19 protein-coding genes and 1 riboswitch are annotated in these 21820 nt (G+C 32.4%); of the genes, 7 read left to right on the forward strand and 12 right to left on the reverse strand.

Annotation, left to right across the window (positions count from 1 at the left end; translation table 11 throughout):
• The 8 genes from SBL15_RS05625 to SBL15_RS05660 all read right to left on the reverse strand — a co-directional run bounded on the left by SBL15_RS05625 (position 1) and on the right by SBL15_RS05660 (position 9239).
• The gene (locus SBL15_RS05625) at positions 1-1077 is read right to left on the reverse strand and encodes an alanine racemase (protein WP_037537105.1); all 1077 of its coding nucleotides are present in this window, start codon (positions 1075-1077) and stop codon (positions 1-3) included.
• Between the two features lie 6 nt (positions 1078-1083).
• Positions 1084-2235, reverse strand: coding sequence for an amidohydrolase (locus SBL15_RS05630; protein WP_011275805.1), 1152 nt, complete (start codon positions 2233-2235; stop codon positions 1084-1086).
• Between the two features lie 318 nt (positions 2236-2553).
• Entirely contained in the window at positions 2554-3273 is a 720-nt protein-coding gene (gene dapD / locus SBL15_RS05635) for a 2,3,4,5-tetrahydropyridine-2,6-dicarboxylate N-acetyltransferase (RefSeq protein ID WP_011275806.1), read from the reverse strand.
• 39 nt (positions 3274-3312) lie between these two features.
• Positions 3313-4038, reverse strand: a complete 726-nt coding sequence (dapB, locus tag SBL15_RS05640) for a 4-hydroxy-tetrahydrodipicolinate reductase (RefSeq protein ID WP_107612392.1) — start codon at positions 4036-4038, stop codon at positions 3313-3315.
• Positions 4038-4922, reverse strand: a complete 885-nt coding sequence (dapA, locus tag SBL15_RS05645; RefSeq protein ID WP_053017687.1) for a 4-hydroxy-tetrahydrodipicolinate synthase — start codon at positions 4920-4922, stop codon at positions 4038-4040. Before dapA ends, dapB begins: the two co-directional genes overlap by 1 nt.
• Position 4923: 1 nt before the next feature.
• Positions 4924-5913 (reverse strand): aspartate-semialdehyde dehydrogenase, encoded by a 990-nt coding sequence (locus SBL15_RS05650; RefSeq protein WP_107612390.1) that lies wholly within the window; start codon positions 5911-5913, stop codon positions 4924-4926.
• 65 nt (positions 5914-5978) lie between these two features.
• Positions 5979-7181 (reverse strand): aspartate kinase, encoded by a 1203-nt coding sequence (locus tag SBL15_RS05655; RefSeq protein ID WP_053018329.1) that lies wholly within the window; start codon positions 7179-7181, stop codon positions 5979-5981.
• An 81-nt stretch (positions 7182-7262) separates the two neighbouring features.
• Positions 7263-7439: riboswitch (Lysine riboswitch) on the reverse strand.
• Between the two features lie 195 nt (positions 7440-7634).
• On the reverse strand, positions 7635-9239 hold the full coding sequence (locus SBL15_RS05660; protein WP_107612384.1) for an ABC-F family ATP-binding cassette domain-containing protein: 1605 nt from the start codon (positions 9237-9239) through the stop codon (positions 7635-7637).
• 153 nt (positions 9240-9392) lie between these two features.
• Between SBL15_RS05660 and cvfB the strand changes: the two genes are divergently transcribed.
• The 6 genes from cvfB to phoU all read left to right on the forward strand — a co-directional run bounded on the left by cvfB (position 9393) and on the right by phoU (position 15287).
• The gene (gene cvfB, locus SBL15_RS05665; protein ID WP_107612382.1) at positions 9393-10292 is read left to right on the forward strand and encodes an RNA-binding virulence regulatory protein CvfB; all 900 of its coding nucleotides are present in this window, start codon (positions 9393-9395) and stop codon (positions 10290-10292) included.
• A 370-nt stretch (positions 10293-10662) separates the two neighbouring features.
• The gene (locus tag SBL15_RS05670; protein WP_317955402.1) at positions 10663-11613 is read left to right on the forward strand and encodes a PstS family phosphate ABC transporter substrate-binding protein; all 951 of its coding nucleotides are present in this window, start codon (positions 10663-10665) and stop codon (positions 11611-11613) included.
• Between the two features lie 185 nt (positions 11614-11798).
• Positions 11799-12725, forward strand: a complete 927-nt coding sequence (gene pstC, locus SBL15_RS05675; protein ID WP_317955404.1) for a phosphate ABC transporter permease subunit PstC — start codon at positions 11799-11801, stop codon at positions 12723-12725.
• A 1-nt stretch (position 12726) separates the two neighbouring features.
• Positions 12727-13647: a phosphate ABC transporter permease PstA gene (gene pstA / locus SBL15_RS05680; protein ID WP_011275816.1), complete on the forward strand. Its 921-nt coding sequence runs from the start codon at positions 12727-12729 to the stop codon at positions 13645-13647.
• Between the two features lie 110 nt (positions 13648-13757).
• Positions 13758-14633, forward strand: coding sequence for a phosphate ABC transporter ATP-binding protein PstB (gene pstB, locus SBL15_RS05685; protein WP_011275817.1), 876 nt, complete (start codon positions 13758-13760; stop codon positions 14631-14633).
• Between the two features lie 12 nt (positions 14634-14645).
• Positions 14646-15287 (forward strand): phosphate signaling complex protein PhoU, encoded by a 642-nt coding sequence (phoU, locus tag SBL15_RS05690; protein WP_037551427.1) that lies wholly within the window; start codon positions 14646-14648, stop codon positions 15285-15287.
• 116 nt (positions 15288-15403) lie between these two features.
• Here phoU and pepF read toward each other — a convergent pair whose 3' ends face one another.
• Positions 15404-17215: an oligoendopeptidase F gene (gene pepF / locus SBL15_RS05695; RefSeq protein ID WP_107612378.1), complete on the reverse strand. Its 1812-nt coding sequence runs from the start codon at positions 17213-17215 to the stop codon at positions 15404-15406.
• Between the two features lie 170 nt (positions 17216-17385).
• Between pepF and SBL15_RS05700 the strand changes: the two genes are divergently transcribed.
• Positions 17386-17727 (forward strand): membrane protein, encoded by a 342-nt coding sequence (locus tag SBL15_RS05700; RefSeq protein WP_037537113.1) that lies wholly within the window; start codon positions 17386-17388, stop codon positions 17725-17727.
• A gap of 118 nt (positions 17728-17845) precedes the next feature.
• On the opposite strand, the gene SBL15_RS05705 is transcribed toward SBL15_RS05700, so the two are convergent.
• The 3 genes from SBL15_RS05705 to SBL15_RS05715 form a co-directional block, all read right to left on the reverse strand.
• Positions 17846-18844: a siderophore ABC transporter substrate-binding protein gene (locus SBL15_RS05705; protein WP_317955407.1), complete on the reverse strand. Its 999-nt coding sequence runs from the start codon at positions 18842-18844 to the stop codon at positions 17846-17848.
• An 88-nt stretch (positions 18845-18932) separates the two neighbouring features.
• A complete protein-coding gene (locus tag SBL15_RS05710) occupies positions 18933-19709 on the reverse strand; it encodes an HAD-IIB family hydrolase (protein WP_317955409.1) in 777 nt (258 codons plus the stop codon).
• A gap of 848 nt (positions 19710-20557) precedes the next feature.
• Entirely contained in the window at positions 20558-21817 is a 1260-nt protein-coding gene (locus tag SBL15_RS05715) for an aminoacyltransferase (RefSeq protein ID WP_317955411.1), read from the reverse strand.
• Positions 21818-21820: the final 3 nt, after the last annotated feature.

Below are 21820 nucleotides of genomic sequence, written 5' to 3' on the forward strand. Positions count from 1 at the left end.
TTATCTATACTCCTTTATGAGAGAATCATGATTCATCGCACTAAGTTGTTCTGAATTAGCGCCTACACCTTTGAATGTATATTCATCAATGCGTATATCGTTATTATATAATATCACTTCATCTTGTGCATCGACTTCCTCATCAACTTCAACAAACATGTGACTCATCATTAATGCACGAATAGGGTAGCGTTTGCCTTTAATTAATGCTTCATGTTTAGCTCTCGATTTAAGAATACCATCTCCATAGCCTACATCTACAACTGCTAATCGCGTATGGTCCCTAGTAGCTTCAAAGGCAAAACTATACCCACAATTATCTCCAGCATTCACTTCACGCACTTGTATCACATTACCTTTTACAGTAAGAGATTGTTTAATACTATATTCATTTAAAGCACTATATGGTCGAGACCCATACAATGCAATGCCTACACGCGCATGAGTATGGTAGGGTAAAAGTTTCTGACCTTCACGATAGTAACTTGCACTATTTTGTGCATGGATTAAATCAAATTTATATCCTTCATTTAACAATGAATTTACTACATTTAACCATGCTTCACGTTCTATACTATACTCAGGGACATCAAATTCATCTGCGTAACCAAAGTGCGTCCACAATCCACTAATAATCATTTTGTCTTCATTTGAGTTAATATGATGATCATTGAGTACTTCTCTAATTTCTTCTAATGTTTTAAATCCTGAACGATGAAGTAAATTTTCAAATTCTAAGTGCACTTTGATACCACTCAAATCATTCTTATATTTGTAATAGTAGGCTAATGACGGTAAAGTCATTTGTATTTGATATTGTCTTACTTTTTCAAAATCATAAACAGCGTTCATTAAGAATATAGTGGCATCAGGTGCTATTTCTCGTACTTTAATGGCTTCTTTTAAAGAGGTAGTGCTGAATGTATTAATTCCAGCTTTTAAAAAAGAAGTAACAGCAAACTCCAAACCATAATGATAAGCGTTGTTCTTCACCACAGCCATAATTGAATTATCATTTTTAACTTTAATAGCATTTTGTAAAAACGCTTCTTTATCGACGGACCATATTGCTGTCAATGTGAATTACTCCTCTCCATAATGCATTAATAATTGTTCATAATAATTTGCCACATAGATTAATACTTTTTCATCAAAATTAAGATGAGATGTATGAAGTCCAGTCACAAAACCTTTGTCTTCATTTCGAGTGCCTACAAATGCAAAGTAAGCTGGGGCTAACTGTTGACCATAGAAGCTAAAGTCTTCTCCAAATAAGAATGGAAGAGGCTTATCTATAACTTCTAGATTTGCAGCATTAATCGCTTGTTCTACACTCGCACGTAGTTTAGGGCTATTCATCGTAGGTGGGTAGCCTTCTTCAAATTTCACTTCACAATCCACATTAAATAATAAGCTTACACTTTCAGCAATTTTATGCATTTGTGTTTTTACTACATTTAAATCATTTGGATCATAAGTTCGAATCGTTCCTTCTAAATATCCATGGCTTGCTACAGTGTTAATAGCTTCTCCAGCTTCAAAATGACCCATATGAACAATATTTCGTTTTAAGCCATTAAGATGATACTGTTGTATTTGTCCTACTTGATTTAGAACGTGTAGAAGGGCTTCTCCACATGAATGACCTTGCTCTTTATCTGCAACATGACTTGATAATCCTTTTAAGAAGAAGCGATATTCAGTTGCACTTGCTGTAATTTCTTCATCACGGATAACAACTTGTCCTTCATCGGCAAATGGATTAACATGGATGCCAAAAACAGCTTCTATTGGATAGTTATTAAACGCACCTGCTTTAATTAGACGATTCGCTCCGCCACCAGTTTCTTCGGCAGGTTGGAAGATGAATACAACGTTGTGTGGAAGCGTTCCTTTATCGAACATTTCTTTGCATCGTTTAACAAATAACATTAATGCCGTTGTATGTCCGTCGTGACCACATGCATGCATTACATTATCCGTTTGACTTCGATAATCGACATCATTTTCTTCAAAAATTGGTAACGCATCGATATCCGCACGAAATGCAATGGTATGATCACTATTACCGTTTAAGTATGCTATTGCACCAGTTTCAAGAGGGCGCTCATATGACACGCCTAATTCTTCTAAAAACTGTGTGATGTATTTTGTCGTCTCGAATTCATGTAAACTTAATTCTGGATGTTGATGTAAATGTCTTCTATGTTTAGTTACAAACTCTAATTCACTCATCATATCATTCCTTTATTAACTTAATTAGTCTTATTAATATTGTAACTTATTTCATCTTTTTATGTATGTCGTGATATTAATTTAAAATAGTCTTAATTTTGAAATAGGGGCGCATGGATTTTTTTGCCCAATGCTTTGCCTGTTGGTAAAAATTCTAAATAAATATGCTTTACAATGCCAAATCCACTCTTCATAAGAATAACTAAAACTGAGAAGGGCTCAGTTAAGCGCCTTCTCAGTTCAGTAAGCTATTGTGATTATGCAATACAGCTATAAAATAGTATTTTTGTCATAGCCACTCATCAAATACTCATATCATTAGTCATTTAATTTTCTTAATGCTGAAACAATTTCACGTTTAGAGTCTTCTACTTCCGAAGTTTGTTTAATCACTTTAGCAGGGGTACCAGCTACGACTGCACCAGCTGGAACATCTTGAGTAACAATAGCACCTGCAGCGACAATTGCGCCTTCGCCAACATGAACACCTTCTAAAATGACTGCATTAGCACCAATTAATACATTATCATCTATGACTACTGGTGAAGCACTAGGAGGCTCAATTACGCCAGCTAGAACGGCGCCAGCTCCTACATGCACATTCTTACCAGTTGTCGCACGACCGCCTAATGTAGCATTCATATCAATCATGGTTCCTTCACCAACTACAGCACCAATGTTGATTGTTGCGCCCATCATAACGACAGCACCGTCCTCAATAATTGCTTGTTCACGTATAAATGCACCTGGTTCAATACGCGCATTCGTATTTGTTAAATCTTTAAGTGGAATTGCTGAATTACGACGATCCATTTCAATTTCTAACTCAGTAATTGTAGATTGGTTTGATTCATAGAATGGTTTCCAATCATCTGCTTCACAAAAGATTACTTTAGAATTGTCGGAACCAAATACTTTAAAAGAATCAGGGAAGGTAACACCATCAAAATTACCGTTAACATATACTTTTAATGGTGTAGATTTTTTGGCGTCACTTATATATTGAATAATTTCCTCAGCTGATAAATGTTGTACCATAATTTAAGTCTCTCCTTAATATTTGCTAGATTTTATATCTTATAGGTTGTCAAACGTGTAATAACCGTTAGATTGGTTTATTAATTTTTCAGCAGCAGTGATTGCTCCATTTGCAAAAATATCTTTAGACTGTGCTTTATGTGAGATTGTAATAGTTTCATCTGTTCCTGCAAATAATACATCATGTTCACCTACAATAGTCCCACCACGAATTGAGTGAATGCCAACTTCATCTTTAGTGCGTTGTTCTGTATGTTCATGTCGATCATAAACTGGTGTGATATTTTGGCGTAAGTCTTTAATAACATCATATAATTTTACTAATGTACCACTAGGAGCATCTACTTTTTTATTATGATGTGCTTCAGTCAACTCGATATCATAATCTTGCAGAAGTGGTACAGCTGCTTCTAATATTTTAGTTAGAGCATGTACACCATAACTCATATTTGCACTAAAGAATACTGGTATGTTATGGCTTAATTCATTTAACTTTTCAACTAATTTTTCTTTTTCACCTGTAGTAGCTATAACTAAAGGTAATTGAAATTCTTCTTCAAGAAGTGGTAATAATAGATTAGGATTTGAAAAATCAATCGCTACATCCGCTTCATTTTGTGCATCAGCAATGTGATCATAGTGTGTATATGGTGTTGTCTCATTTTTTTGAGGCTCAATAACACCTATAATTTCATGACCTTTTTCCTCTGCTAAACGAGCCACTCTTTGATTCATTGCGCCGTAACCAATAAGTAAAATTTTCATTAAAGTTCACCTGCTTTAAACTGTTCAAATGCATTGATTAAGACTTTGGCATCTGCATCTTCTAACGGAAGAAGTGGTAAACGCAATTCATAGTTACCAAAACCTAAATGACTTGTTAACGCTTTAATTGGAATAGGATTAACATCTACAGAAAGCGCATCTAATAAATTACTAATTGGTTCGAAATCGTTTGAAATATCTTGTCCACTTTGTTTAGCATCATATAAAGCTTGGAATTCTTTAGGAATTGCATTTGCAATAACTGAGATAACACCATTGCCACCTCTTTGATAAAATTCGACAACATTATCATCGTTACCACTATATAAAGCGAATTCTTCTTGATTGATACGACTTTTAACGTCTTCATAATATTCAAAGTCATTTGTGGCATCTTTGATTGCAACAATATATTGGTTGTGACTTAATGTTTCAACTGTCTCTGGTTCAATTGTCATATTTGTACGAGAAGGTACATTATATAGTACAACTGGCAATTCAACTTCATTCGCAATCGTTTCGAAGTGTTTAACTAAGCCACGTTGATTTGTTTTATTGTAGTAGGGGGTAATCAACATAATTGCATCTGCACCAAGTGCTTTAGCGCGTTGAGATGCTTGAATTGATTTGGCAGTATTATTCGTACCTGTACCTGCAATAATTGTCACACGATGATTAACTTGCTTTATAACTGACTCCAATACTTGTTCTTTTTCTTCTTCAGTTAAAGTAGGGCTCTCAGCTGTAGTTCCATTAACAATAATAGCTTTTACACCATTGTCTAATAGGAAATCTACGTGTCTTTCTAATGCATTATAATCAACTTCATTATTTGTGAATGGGGTAGCAAGTGCTACTCCCACACCTTCGAATAAATGTGGCATATTATCTAGCTCCTTTTAAATTGATTACTTGCTCTAATACTTGTACTGCATTCAATGCTGCACCTTTTAATAAATTATCAGATGTGCACCAAACGTGGAATGTATTATCTAATGAGTCATCTCTACGGATACGACCTACAAATACTTCATCTCTACCAGTAGAGTTAAGCGCCTGAGGATATTCGTTTTTTTCAGGGTTATCAACTAATACTACACGTTCGTCTTTATCAAATAAATCTTTAATTTCTTGTACAGTTGCTTCCTTATCTAAAGTAACGTCAATTTCGACACTATGACTATCTTGTACTGGAACACGTGCACATGTTGCAGTTACTTTTAATTCAGGTTCATGTAAAATCTTGCGTGTTTCATCAATCATTTTTTGTTCTTCTTTTGTATATCCATCCTCTAAGAATACATCAATATGTGGTAATACATTATTATAAATAGGGTGAGGATACGCTTCTGGTTTTTTACCATTTGCGCCTTCAGCTAAATCTCTTTTACCTTTAATACCTGAACCTGAAACAGCTTGATATGTTGTATATGCAACACGTTTTAAACCAAATTGATCTTGTAAAACTTTTAAAGGTACTACTGATTGAATTGTAGAACAGTTAGGGTTGGCAATAATGCCACGCTTAAATTCAGGTTGATTTACTTCAGGTACAATTAAGTCAATATCTTCAGTCATGCGCCATTGACTAGAGTTATCGATGACAATTGCACCTGCTTTTTCAAAGATTGGGGCGAATTGTGCACTTGTGCCACCACCGGCACTCATTAGAACGTAGTCAAATTTTTCACTTGCTGCTTCTTCTGTTAATTCTTGTACAACATACGTTTGACCTTGAAATTGAACTTCTTTACCTGCTGATCTAGCTGATGAGAATAATACTAACTCATCGAACTTGATGTTTTTGCGATCAATTGTTTCTAACATTTTTGTTCCAACTAAACCTGTTGCTCCGACTACTGCTAATCTTGTCATAAAAGTCACTCCAATATCATTTGTTTGAATTTTAAAAAAATTATTTACAAATAGCATGTTGATGTTTAAATATCAAATGCATTGTATAATACTTCAACCGCTTTTTCTCCATTATCAGCATCAATCACATAAGAAATACTAATTTCAGATGTTGTAGTTTGATAGAATGGGATATTTGCATTAATTAAAGTAATGAAAGCCTTTGATGCAACGCCCGACATATCTCTCATACCCGAACCAATAAGCGAAATTTTAACGTATTCTTCATTAATTTTATAATCCAATGCGTTAAATGAAGAAGAAAGGTTACTCAAAATAGTTGAAATTTGTTGTACATCACTATCTTTAATAGAGAATGATAGCTGCAATCCTTCAACATTAACTATTTGGGATATCATATCCACATTTACTGAACCTTCTTCTAATGCTGTGAACAATTGCGTTAAAAGACGATTATCTGGTAGGGGATAACTAATGGTAACGTGCATCATATGTTTATCTAATGCTACACCTGTTACTGCTTTTTTCTCTAATAAATCTGTTCTTGACATAATCCATGTTCCTTTCTCATTTGATAAAGTTCTACCGAGATACAATGGGATATCATAGTTCTTAGCAAGTTCTACGCTTCGAGTTTCAAGAACACCTGCACCTAATGCACTCATTTCCATCATTTCTTCATAAGAAACATAATCTAAACGTTTTGCCTTACTTAATATTCGAGGGTCAGTGGCATAAACGCCATCAACATCAGTATATATTTCACATGGAATTTGATTACTTGCAGCAATTGCAACTGCTGTTGTATCTGATCCTCCACGTCCTAACGTTGTAAGTTCAAATGCATCATTAATACCTTGGAAACCAGCAACGACTAACACATCTTTGTCGGTGAATGCTTTATCAAATGTTTCTGGATTGATTTCAGCAATTCTGCTCTTTAAATGATGGCCAATCGTTTTAATACCTGCTTGATAACCAGTCATTGCTCTAGCATTAACACCGATATCATTTAACACCATGGACAAATATGATACCGTCTGTTGTTCACCGGTCGTTAAAAGTAGGGCAAGTTCCTCATCTTTAGGTGTAGCAGTAAGATTTGATACATTATCCATTAATTGATCTGTTGTTTTACCCATAGCACTAACAACTACAATTAATTGTTCACCGTCATCCACACGGTTCTTAAGCATTTCTGCAATATTTTTTATCTTTGTAAAATCAGCGACGGATGAACCACCGAACTTCAAAACACTTCGTTTCAAAACTTTACCTCCTAAAATATAGGGAGGCACACGCTATAAAAAAGAACAAGTTCGGAAGTGCGAACTTGTTCGTGATTTATATACAAGTGATGCACTCCATTATTAAATAATAATGACAAACTTTCAGCTCTTAACCACAAAGTCCAACAAATCATAGCTGCGATTATGATTCATTTCGGCATCGCACCCTTTCTATATTAGCTGTTGCAGACAGTTTATCTAATATATACTGATGATTGATGCGCCTCATCAATTTCTTATTCAATTGCTATGTTTTATATTATACATATGGCAATTGTGTCTGTAAACCGATAATTGTGATTTTTTGAAATAGACTGAAAAATTAGAAAGTATTTTTACTATATGTAAGTAAAGATTTATCAAATGAGTAAAATGATAGTAAAATACGCACTTCCCAATTTAGTAATAGGGAAGTGCGTATGTGTTTATATATTATTTTTGTAATACGCCAATTTCTTGTAAATATTCTTCATAAGGAACTTCTTTTGATAAACCACCTGATTGATTTAGATCAATCACACGATTTGCAATAGTATTGATAAATTCAAAGTCATAAGATGTAAAGATGATTGATCCTTTGAAAGAAGCTAATCCATCATTTACTGCTGTAATACTTTCTAAGTCAAGATGGTTAGTAGGTTCTTCTAATAGTAAAACATTGGCGCTTGATAGCATCATTTTACTTAACATACAGCGAACTTTTTCACCACCAGAAAGTACACTAGCTTTCTTTTTAACTTCTTCACCACTAAATAACATTCGTCCTAAGAAGCCACGTAAGAAAGTTTCTGTTTGTTCATCTTCAGGTGCATATTGACGTAACCAGTCTACTAAATTCATGTCTACGCCTTCAAAGAACTCTGAGTTATCTTTAGGGAAGTAACTTAATGAAGTCGTTACACCCCATTTAAATGTACCTTCATCAGGTTCCATTTCACCAGCTAAAATTTTCAATAATGTAGTTTTTGCAATTTCACTATCTCCAATCAAAATTGCTTTATCATTAGGATTCATCGTGAACGAAATGTTATCAAGTACTTTTTCACCATCAATTGTTTTAGAAAGTCCTTGAACAGTCAGTAAATCATTACCGATTTCACGCTCTGGTGTGAATTTAACATATGGATAGCGTCTTGAAGATGGTTGAATATCATCTAATTCAATTTTTTCTAATTGTTTCTTACGACTTGTTGCCTGTTTAGATTTAGAGGCATTAGCTGAGAAACGTGCAATAAAGTCTTGTAACTCTTTAATTTTTTCTTCTTTTTTCTTATTTTGTTCTTGAGCCATTTTTTGAGCTAATTGACTAGATTGATACCAGAAATCATAGTTACCTACATATAATTTAATCTTACCGAAATCTAAATCAGCAATATGTGTACATACATTGTTTAAAAAGTGACGGTCATGAGATACCACGATAACAGTATTATCGAAGTTAATTAAGAAATCCTCTAACCAACTAATGGCAGGAATATCTAGACCATTGGTAGGCTCATCGAGTAAAAGGACATCAGGCTCACCAAATAAACTTTGAGCTAATAAGACTTTCACTTTTTGATTATTTTCCAATTCTGACATTTGCTTATCATGTAAATCAGCAGATATGCCTAAACCTGAAAGTAAAGAAGCAGCGTCAGCCTCTGCGTTCCAACCGTTCATTTCGGCGAATTCACCTTCTAGTTCAGCGGCACGTATACCATCCTCATCACTGAAATCAGGTTTCATATAAATTTCATCTTTTTCTTTCATGACTTCATATAAGCGTTCGTGTCCTTTGATAACAACATCTAATACACGTTCTTCTTCATAGGCGAAGTGATCTTGTTTCAAAACAGCTAAACGTTCATCTTTACCCATTGAAACATGTCCTGTTTGAGAATCAATTTCTCCTGATAAAATTTTTAAAAACGTTGATTTACCAGCACCATTAGCACCGATAAGCCCATAACAATTTCCTTCAGTAAACTTAATATTTACATCTTCAAATAGTTTACGATCGCCAAAACGTAAACTTACATCAGTTACTTGTAGCATGCATTTACTCCTTTATTTATTGTTTATCTAACGGAAAAATTATATCATATTCTTTTTATAGTTTCGACCTAATGCAAATCTATACACGTGAATGATAGTTTTTAGTATGCATGTTATAATAATGAAGAATACAAACCCTCGAAGGAGAATATTATGGCATTAGATAAAGATATTGTTGGTTCAATTGAATTTTTAGAAGTCATTGGCTTAGAAGGTTCTACATACCTTTTAAAAGGTCCTAATGGTGAACAAGTAAAATTAAATCAATCAGAAATCAATGATGAAGATGAATTAGAAACAGGTGAAGAATATAGTTTCTTCATATATCCAAATCGCTCAGGCGAATTATTTGCTACTCAAAACATGCCTGACATTACAAAAGATAAATATGATTTTGCAAAAGTGTTAAAAACAGACCGAGATGGTGCACGTGTAGATGTAGGTTTACCAAGAGAAGTGCTAATCCCATGGGAAGATTTACCAAAAGTAAAATCACTATGGCCACAATCTGGAGATTATGTGTTAGTAACATTACGTATAGATAGAGAAAATCAAATGTTTGCTCGTCTTGCTAGTGAAACAATAGTAGAGAAAATGTTTACACCTGTATATGATGATGAAAAACAGAATGAACTGATTAAAGCTAGACCATATCGACTATTAAGAATTGGTAGTTTCTTATTATCGAAGGAAGGCTATAAAATCTTTGTGCATGAATCAGAGCGCAAAGAAGAACCACGATTAGGCGAAGAAGTAGATGTACGTATTATTGGTCATAATGACAAAGGGGAACTCAATGGTTCATTTTTACCTTTAGCTCATGAACGTCTTGATGATGATGGTCAAGTAATCTTTGATTTATTAGTAGAATATGAAGGTGAATTACCTTTTTGGGATAAATCAAGCCCAGAAGCAATTAAAGAGGTGTTCAATATGAGTAAAGGCTCTTTTAAACGCGCAATAGGTCATTTATACAAACATAAAATTATTAATATTGAAACAGGTAAAATCTCTTTAACCAAAAAGGGTTGGAGTCGAGTAGAAGATAAATAATCATAAATATAAGCATTTTCCTTCTATTAAAATAGTTGTTTTAATAGTACAAAATAATAACGTTAAAAATTAAATAAACTTAAGTCAAAAAATTAATTTAAAGTCATATTACTTATTCAAAGTACAATACATCACTAACAATATGTTTTACGCTTTCAGTCGCCTTTACGGGAGTGATACAGTTTTTCATTATAAATTCTGTATCACTCCCGTCTTTTTTATAGATAATTTTTATAAAAAATATTGATTTTCCTGCAATCTTAACAAAACCTTTACATTTAAACTATTTTATATTAACAAAAGGTATGTATTATAAACATTGTAAGAAATACATATAACATTTTGGGTTATCTATTAGGAGGATATTTTAATGAAAAAATGGCAATTAGTTGGTACAACTGTTTTAGGCGCTTCGGTATTATTAGGCGCATGTGGCGGTGGAGATAGCAGTGGAAGTGGTTCTGGAGATGGCAAAGACCTTAAAGGTGAAGCCAAAGGTGAAGGTTCATCAACAGTAGCTCCTATCGTTGAGAAATTAAACGAAAAATGGGCTAAAGATCATCCAAACGCTACTATTTCATCTGGTCAAGCAGGTACTGGTGCTGGTTTTGAAAAATTCATCGCTGGCGAAACTGATTTCTCACAAGCTTCTAGACCTATTAAAGATGAAGAAAAACAAAAATCAGAAGACAAAGACATTAAATATAAAGAATTCAAAATTGCACAAGATGGTGTAACTGTTGCAGTTAATAAAGACAACGACTTTGTTAAAGAATTATCTAAAGATCAATTGAAAAAAATCTACAACGGCGAAGCTAAAACTTGGAAAGATGTAAATTCTAGCTGGCCTGACAAAAAAATCAAAGCTTTCTCTCCAAACTCAAGTCACGGTACTTATGATTTCTTTGAAGAAGAAGTAATGGATAAAGAAGATATCAAAGCTGAGAAAAACGGAGACACTAACGTAATTGTTCAATCAGTTGAGAAAAACAAAGAGGGTATCGGTTACTTCGGTTATAACTTCTACGAACAAAACAAAGATAAATTAAAAGAAGTTAAAATCAAAGACGACAAAGGTAAAACAACTGAACCAACTAAGAAAACAATCAAAGACGGTTCATATGCTTTAAGTAGACCATTATTCTTATATGTAAAAGAAAAATCATTAAAAGATAATGATGTTATGAGAAAATTCATCAAATTCACATTAGAAGACCAAGGTAAATCTGCTGAAGATGCTGGTTATGTAGCTTCTCCAGAAAAAACTTACAAAGATGAACTTAAAGATTTAAAAAAATACGATAAAAAATCAGATAAATAATAATCATTATTAATATCAAAGGGCTGGGAATTATTCAAGGGGTATTACAAGGTAGCAACACTGCTACCTTGTTCTCGAATATATGGGTGATTGTTAAAATGTTTTAGGTTAATTTGAACTCATTGTTTACCTGATAATTTCTAGCGCTTTTTTAAATTTATTGGGAGAAAAAGAGAGGGTTATATATGGCATCGGAAACTAATGTTAGAGACTTGATAGCTAAAAATAACGCTAAAAAGGGCGGTTTCAGTGATAAAATCGTACCTATTATTTTAGGGATTATAGCTGCAATCTCAATTTTAACTACAATCGGTATTCTTTTCACTTTGATAACTGAGACAATAACATTCTTCACACGCGTATCTATTGTTGAATTTTTATTCACTAAAGACTGGAACCCAACTGGTTCTGATCCTAAATATGGTATTTGGGCATTAGTTATTGGTACGTTGAAAATTACAGTTATCGCAACTATCGTCGCAGTTCCAATTGGATTAGGTGCTGCAATTTACTTAAGTGAATACGCAAGTGACAAAGCAAGACGTATTATTAAACCAATTCTTGAAATTTTAGCAGGTATTCCAACAATTGTATTTGGTTTCTTTGCTTTAACTTTTGTAACACCTGTACTAAGAACTATTATTCCAGCACTTGATAGTTTCAACTCAGTCAGTCCAGGAATTGTAGTAGGTATCATGATTGTTCCAGTAATTACAAGTATGAGTGAAGATGCAATGGCATCTGTTCCTAACAAAATTCGTGAGGGTGCTTATGGTTTAGGTTCAACAAAATTTGAAGATGCTACTAAAGTAGTATTACCAGCCGCAGCTTCAGGTGTTGTAGCTTCAATTGTATTAGGTATTTCAAGAGCGATCGGTGAAACTATGATTGTTTCATTAGCTGCAGGTAGTTCACCAACAGCTTCATTAAACTTAACGAATTCAATTCAAACTATGACTGGTTATATTGTTGAAGTTGCAACTGGAGATGCTACATTCGGTTCTGATATGTACTATAGTATTTATGCAGTAGGTTTCACATTATTTATCTTCACATTAATTATGAACTTAATTTCTTATTGGATTTCGAAACGCTTCAGAGAGGAGTATTAATATGACAGCTACTACAAATCCTAAAGCTAAAACACTAATTGACCAAAACAAAGTAGAAAAAAATATCTCAAGTCGTGGTAAAACAAATAAATTAAATAAATGGTTATTCTTTACATGTATTGTAATAGCTTTATTAGTACTTGCAGCATTATTGATACAAACATTTGTTAAAGGTGTTGGCTATCTTACACCAGATTTCTTTACAAATTTCTCTTCTTCTACACCTTCACAAGCAGGTATTAAAGGTGCGTTAGCAGGGACAATTTGGTTAATGATAAGTATTATTCCAATCTCTATCGTTCTTGGTGTAGGTACAGCGATTTATTTAGAAGAATACGCTAAAGACAATTTCTTTACTAGTTTCGTTAAAATTAGTATTTCTAACTTAGCTGGTGTACCTTCTATCGTATTCGGTTTACTTGGATTAACATTATTCGTTCGTGGTGGCGGTATTCAAGCATTAGCATTAGGAAATAGCGTTATTGCTGCCGCTTTAACAATGTCATTGTTAATTCTACCGATCATTATCGTATCAAGTCAGGAGGCAATCAGAGCAGTTCCTAATTCTGTTCGCGAAGCTTCTTATGGCTTAGGTGCAAATAAATGGCAAACTATTCGTCGTGTAGTATTACCGGCTGCTTTACCTGGTATTTTGACTGGATTCATCTTATCACTATCACGTGCATTAGGAGAAACAGCACCATTAATCTTAATTGGTATACCAACTATTCTATTAGCAACACCAACAAGCATTATGTCTATGTTCACAGCATTACCAACTCAAATTTACACTTGGGCTAAAATGCCTCAAGCTGAATTCCAAAATGTTGCATCAGCAGCAATTATTATATTACTTGTAATCTTATTACTAATGAACGCAGTAGCCATTTTCTTACGTAACAAGTTCTCTAGAAAATATTAATCAAATCAAATACAACATAATTTAGGGAGTGAAGGTTGAATCGATAATATCATGTTTTTAGTAGAGCATAACTATCGTTTCAATCTTACAGATATAAAGGAGTTTTAATTATGGCAAATACAAATGTTAAAGAAAAAGAGTTAGCAAAACATACTGATCAATCTCAAGAATCAATTTCAACAGTAGTTTCATCAAATGAAGTTAAGCACAATAAAGAATCAGATAGTAATAAAAAAGTAGTTTATTCAACACAAAACTTAGATTTATGGTACGGAGATACACATGCGCTACAAAACATTAATTTAGATATTTTAGAAAATAATGTAACTGCTATTATTGGACCATCTGGTTGTGGTAAATCAACTTATATTAAAACATTAAATCGTATGGTAGAATTAGTACCTTCAGTAAAAACTGCTGGTAAAATTCTATACCGTGACCAAAATATTTTCGATGAAAACTATTCTAAAGAAAAATTAAGAACAAATGTAGGTATGGTATTCCAACAACCAAACCCATTCCCAAAATCAATTTACGATAATATCACATATGGTCCTAAAACACACGGTATTAAAGATAAAAAATTATTAGATGAAATCGTAGAAAAATCATTACGTGGCGCTGCAATTTGGGATGAATTAAAAGATAGATTACACACAAACGCTTACGGTTTATCTGGTGGCCAACAACAACGTGTTTGTATTGCTAGATGTTTAGCTATTGAACCAGATGTTATTTTAATGGACGAGCCTACATCAGCATTGGACCCAATCTCTACATTAAGAGTTGAAGAACTCGTTCAGGAATTAAAAGAAAATTACTCTATTATTATGGTTACACACAACATGCAACAAGCTGCACGTGTATCTGATAAAACTGCATTCTTCCTTAATGGTTATGTTAACGAATACGACGACACTGATAAAATCTTCTCTAATCCTTCTGATAAACAAACAGAAGACTACATCTCAGGACGTTTTGGTTAATATTCTATAATGATGACCATTATTAGACATAAATACGAAGGTCAATTAGGTGAATTAATTAAGGATATTCGTCACCTTGGTCTTCGTGTTTATTTTAATCTCGAACATGCATTAGTGTCGTTAAGTGAAGAGGATAAAAATTTTGCAAGACAAGTCATTGAGAATGATAAAATAATCAATAACTTAGATTATGATATTAATGAAAAAGTTATTATGTTAATTACAAAGCAACAACCAATTGCTACAGATTTAAGAATGATGATGGCAGCTCTAAAAATTTCTACAGACTTTGAACGCATGGGAGATAACGCAGCACATATAGCGCACATTCGTCTTCGAGTAAAGATTACAGATCACTATGTATTGACACGATTAAAAACGATGGGGAAATTAGCAATGTTAATGTTGCAAGATCTTAATACAGCTACGAAACAAGAGGATATAACGTTAATCAAAGAAATTATTGAGCGTGATAAAGATATTGATGATCTTTATGCAAATATAGTTAACACAACATATTTAATAGATAATGACCCTTTTGTAGCTGGTCAAGCACATTTAGCTGCACGAAATCTTGAAAGAGTCGGAGACCATGTTAGAAATATTGCAGAAAGCGTTTATTATTTCTATACTGGTGAACATTATGAAAAATAATATAGTATTAAATCCTAAATAACCCAAAACCAAACAATTAAACCCTGATAAGACTGATTAAATCAGTTATTATCAGGGTTTTACTATTAATCAAAATATATATATACATAGTTTAATTAGTCTTGTTGCTCAATTTCATCTGTTAATTGTTCCGCTTCATTAACTAAATCAGAGATATATTTAATAGTAGCTTTAAGTGGTGCATCTGTAGTGATATCAACACCTGCAACTTTTGCTAATTCAATAGGAGATTGACTTCCACCTGCTTTTAAAGTTTCAAGCCATGCATCTACAGCTGGTTGTCCTTCTTGTTTAATTTTTTGTGAAACAACCGTACCAATTGTTAAACCAGCAGAGTAGGTGTAAGAATATAATCCCATATAGTAATGTGGTTGACGCATCCATGTTAATTCAGTTCCATCTGTTAATTCAACAGCATCACCAAAGAATTGTTCATAAACGTCTCTCATAATGTTATTAAGCACGGGAGCTGTAAGTGACTCACCATTATCAACTTTGCGATATACTTCACGTTGGTAAGCAGCTTCTAGCAAGTGAGTTACCATATTATGATAATATGTGCGTGATAAAATAGATCCAATTACCCAACGTTTAAATTTAGGATCTTCACTGTTACTGAATAGATAATTTGCCATTAACATTTCATTCATGGTAGATGGTGCTTCTACAAAGTACATTGAAGCTTCAGAATCTAATAAATTTTGATGTTGTTGTGCCAATGTAAAATGACCTGCATGTCCCAATTCGTGTGCTAGTACAAACGTTTCAGTCATCTTTCCAGTCCATGAAATAAATACATATGAATGTGTATAATAAGGGCTAGCACAGTAAGCACCTGTGTCTTTTCCTTTATTTTGTGCAAAATCTATCCAACGATCACTGTATGCTTGCTCAACCATTTGTATATAATCTTCACCCAGTACATTTAAAGCACCATGAATATATTGTTTAGAATCTTCGATTGATATTTCAGGTTCATAGCTTGGATCAACAGAAACCTTTAAATCCTCAAAGCGCATTTTATCTAAACCGTTTATACGTTGTAATAATTTAGCATATTTTTGCATTACAGGCGCTAAATCACTCATAATTACGTCGATTTGTCTGTCATACATTTCTCGTGTAACTTCTTGATCATGTAATAAATAGTCTATGACAGAATCATATCCTCTTAAGTCAGCCTCAATTTTTTCTTGTTGCACATGTTGATTGTAAGTCGCAGCAGTAGTATGTTGATATTTTTTCAGAGCATCACTAAAGCTTTTAAAACTTTTTTGTCTAAATTCTGGATCAGCATTATCCTCGTATTCATTTTCAAATGTTGCATAATCCATAGGGTATGTCACATTGTTATGTTCAAATGATTCGAAGGCAATATCAAGCATTTTCGTTGTGCCATATAATTCATATGCACTTTGAAAAGTAGGCGATAAACTCGCCATTACTTGTTCCACTTCAGGTGACAATTGATATGGCTTACTTTCAATTAATTTCTCTAAGTAGTGAGGCACATCAGATTCTTCTATTGCTTGTTTAATAACCTCTTCAGGTAACATTAATATTTCAGATTCTACAAAGGATAACTGACTTGAAATCTTACCATAATTTGTCGATAACTTTGCGCTTAATGTTTGTGCATCAGTATTAGCAGTATCAACGCTTAGTCTTAGTTCCGCATAATTACCAAGACGATCAAGTTGAATAAGAATATTTTCAAATTCTGATAATACTTTTTTTATCATCTTTGCATCTGAAATTTTACCTTTATATTGTTGATTGAATGACTTCGATTGATTTAGTATATTATCTAAAGTGTCATAAAATTGTTCATCACTATCAAAAAAATCATTTAAATTCCATTTTTCTAGTTCTGGAACATCTTTTCTAAATGGTAAACCTGACGTCATATATTCCACTCCCTTTAAAATCATTTCACAATCATTATACACAATATCATTTTCAAACTCATTATTAAGCCTCAAGGCCGAGTTATGCTTATAGGCAAAGGGGTATAATTTAATTACATATTATTGTATAGTATTTAAAAGAAAGATTTTTATTATGATAGGAGATATACATGACTATTTTTGATATGCCGAACTATTTATGGATTACAATAGTTGCAATGATAATTTTAACTGTCTTCTGTGCTTTAGTACTTAAGAAATGGTTTGTATCCGCAGTAATTACATTTGTTGCGTTAGCTGTCTTAGCATTTTTTATTCCTAATTTTTATGACATCTCATTTCAACCATTACTAGGATATGCTGCTTTTCTAGCCATTATCAGTTTAATTATCAGCTTTTTATTATGGTATTTCACTAGAAATTGGCGTCGCGAACGTAAAAAGAAACAATTAGAAAAGGAAATACGTAAATACGAAGATGATGACGAAACAATCCGTCGTCGTAGAAGATAATAAAAAAAGCGTTTGAGACATATATGCATACTTGCATGTTAAAATGTTTCAAACGCTTTTTTTCTATTCTAAAGTGAGTGGATTAAAAGCTTTTCACTAATTATTTTTAAAAGCTTTTTTAAATTTTGTCTAATTGCTCAATGGTAGTTTCAATTCCACCCTCAGAAAAATACCATGCGTTAGATTCAAATTGATAAACTTGATCATTCTTAATAGCTTTTAATTTTTTTATAACGTCGTTATTTAATGCAGAAGGTAACGACTTATCATTTCCTTTTTGAGTACGATCAATTACAAATAGTTTATCTGGGTTTACTTTGTTTAAATACTCATAAGTAATAGAATTTCCAGCAGAATTGGCTTTCATGGCAGTGTCAGCATGTTTTATTCCTAAATCTTTATTTAAGAATCCTCCGAAACGACCAGTAGGTCCAAATGCTTTAACACCTTTATCATCCACATTTAAAAACAAGACCGTATCGTCATTAATAACTTTTTTAGTTTCAGCAACTTTTTTACTTAGTTTCTCATTAAGCATTTTAGCCTTGTTTTGTTGTTTGAATATTTTCCCAAACAATGTCGTATTATCTTTAATGGAATCAATATAATGATCATTATCAGGACTTACAAATAATATTTTAGCGTTAGGGGCAGCTTTTTTTATTTCATCTAGCGTTTTAGTATGTGCTTGTCTAAATGATGTGAAGATAACTTCTGGTTTAGCTTTAGCTAAATTATCATAATTAGGTTGTCCAGGGTTACCTAAATTAGTATATTTATCATTTTTAAATTCTGAAAGGGAAGAAGGTAAGAAAGCAGCACCTTTACCTTTCGCAATTGCCACAATCTTATCTTCCAATCCCATCTGTTTCATAATATCTAATGCACCATAATCTAATACAGCCACTCTATCTGGATTTACTGGAACTTTAACTTTCTCTGTTTTCATTTTTCCTTTAGTATGTGTATTATTTTTATCTTTAAACTCATATGTATTCTCAACTGTAATCGTATCCTTGGAAGATGACGACGATTTAAAAGTAGAATCCTTACCGCACGCAGATAATAATACAACTATTGTGAAAAGTATAGCTATAAATTTAAATGTATTTTTCATAATTAACCTCCTATGAAATTATTATACTTGCAATTGATAATCATTTTCAATAAGAAGTTGTTTATATTTCATTATAAATGTAGCTATTTTAGTAATCTTTGCTTAATTCATTTAAAGATAAACATAGTGCTTCCGTATTCGCATTAATACAACGGATATTTTTATTATTTTTTAAAATAGAAGCATCCATTGATTCATTATTTACAAAATAACCAACTTTAGCATGTTGCAACATTTCAATATCATTATGATCGTTACCGAATGCAACATACGTAGGATATTTACCAAGTATATGCTCAACAGCAGTAAATTTATTAATATATTTAGCAGTAATATTAATATTAAGTTCATTTGAATGATTAATTAGTGAAAGACTAGGTGCATTGGTAGCTAGATATGTTATAACTTCGTCAAAGTCTTTTTCATCTATGTTCAATAAAATCGTCTTAATAGGTGAAGTAATCTCATTAATAGTTAATTTTTGTGCTAATCGATGAGGATCTAGGCGTTGATAAATTGTATTTGTAGCATCAACACGTGCTGCATAATCCCATTCATCATCAACAATGTAATTTAAGTCATAATGATTAATGACATGTTTTATCACATTAAATGATTTAGGCTGAATGGTTGCAAATGTCTGTATACGACCATTAATAGAGATAATGGAACCATTACCACCAATAAGTGCAAATTCATGAAATTTATTAGGTATTACAGGTAATAAATCACGAATTGGTCTAGCTGAAGCAAAAATAATTTTATGTCCTATATTATGTAAACTAAAAAGGTGGTCGGTAATTTTACAGTCAATTTGACGACCATCAAAGCAAATTGTTCCATTAATATCCAACACAATATTCATATTTAACTCCTTTATATATAAGTATATTCAAAGTCAAGCATATATAACTATATATAGCCAGATTTTTAAATGAATTATTGCTGAATAGATAGTAAATGTACATATAGAATCAGACATAGTAGGTAGTAAGATAGGTCCCCTGAGTTACTACATATAACTTCCTATAATATATATTATGTAAACTAAATGAAACACAAATAATTATCTACATAAAACCTTTAAATTGATACGCTGTCAGGACGATTTCTGAACATGTTTTATTATTGTTATGTATGATTGATTGTTATCTTACATTATTCAGCTTAAATAAATTGTTCATCCTAAGTTAATTAATTTAAAACTCATAAATACACATGGTTATTTATATGTCTATACGTTTAGAGATATTAATCCTATGATAATGTGTTTAATCTTTGACAAAGCTAATTGTTAACTAATTAAGCACTGCAGCAATTATTAATATCATGTACATAAAGCGAGTCATCAAGAACTCTTATTATATAGATTTAAGTAAATGTAATAATTTCTATTTTAGATATTAGGTTTAATTATTACAATTAAATGAATCGTAACTCTTTCGTATTAATCTTGGTATCTATTTATGTATATTGTTAGTCTTAACTAAATTTGCTAAAGAATAATAATTTAAATATTTTAAATTTAGAAAAATAAATTTGTTTTGTAATATTATTGCTAAAAATCAGACGTGTGGTAATATTAAATTGTAGGAGGCAACATGAAAATCAACTTAGAATTTACCTACACTGTATTGTAACTTGTCTCTATCACTAGTTACGATAAATAAAGGCTGCGACATCCACCATGTCACAGCCTTTATTATCATCAATTTATTTTTTTACTTTTTTGCGAATTTTATTAAGTGTATTAAACAACCAATATTTAACCTTATTTATAGGTTTATAGAAGTCCCCGATTAGCTCTTCAATGTAAACATTGAATCCTCTTTTAAAGCGATAAACACCATAATCTTCACTGTTCTCTGTAAAATCACCAGATAAACCATAAAAATTATATCGATCATATCCATGTTCGAAGCAATAGTTCATCATATGCCAATGCATCATATATGGTCCCATATAATTATTATATTTTTCAGATGAACCTCCAGAGAAGTAATTCACTTCATATGAATTTGCAAAGAAAATTCCTGATGCCAAATTCAAGATTTGGCCATCTGTCTGACGTAATTCGCTTGCTTGTAAGAGTTCTTTTTTATCGTGTTCAATTTGCTTATCTAATTCTGCAATTTTTCTAAGTTGTTTATCATTTTTATTTTCTTTTGCCATCATTTGATCACGACGGTTTTCTTTATCATTTAAAGCGTCTTGCAATGATTTTATGTATTCATCTAAATCAATATATGCAAGTGGAACAAGCACTTTATCTCCATAAGTATCAAAGAAGTTATAGAAATATTCGTCTGATTTTGATACGAAACCTGTTCTTGCTTCTGTTTCACGGTATAAGTCTAAGAATATATGAAACTCATCTCTACCAAGGAATCTTACTTTTACCCCGTAGTTTATCGCTTTATTAATATTTCTTTTACGTTGGCTATCAAATTGTTTTCTTAATGACGCAGGTGTTTCCCCTTTTAGATAGCTAACACCCATCCATCTTGCTTGGCTTGATGTGTCATATTCAGTAGTGAATCCATGGTGTTCATATCCATGTGATTTAAATAAATTAACTACAGCATCATTTTTCTCTCTATCTTCAAGTGGATTAATATCTTTATCATAAATTTGATAAATCCAATATGGATCAATTTTAACGTATAAGCATTGGTGTTGATGTAAATACTTTTCTAATTCACGTAAATAAAAATCAACTAAGCCTAAATCAGAATAGTCCATTACTGGGCCTCGATTTGAGTAATATACATAGCTTCCCATGGTCGGTATTTTAGAGAAAAGACTAGCAGCTAGTACTTTATTGCTTTCATCTTTTACACCTAGTAACACTACTTCAAAGCCATCATTTTCTCGTGTTTGAATATTCTCTTTCATTTGGAAGTAATGGCTTTCTAATGATGGGTTTTGTACAAAGTTTTCGAATTCTTTAACTGTTAACTCTGTAAATTTCATATT

It is taken from the genome of Staphylococcus sp. NWU MKU2 (assembly GCF_033283605.1).
Taxonomy (GTDB): domain Bacteria; phylum Bacillota; class Bacilli; order Staphylococcales; family Staphylococcaceae; genus Staphylococcus; species Staphylococcus haemolyticus.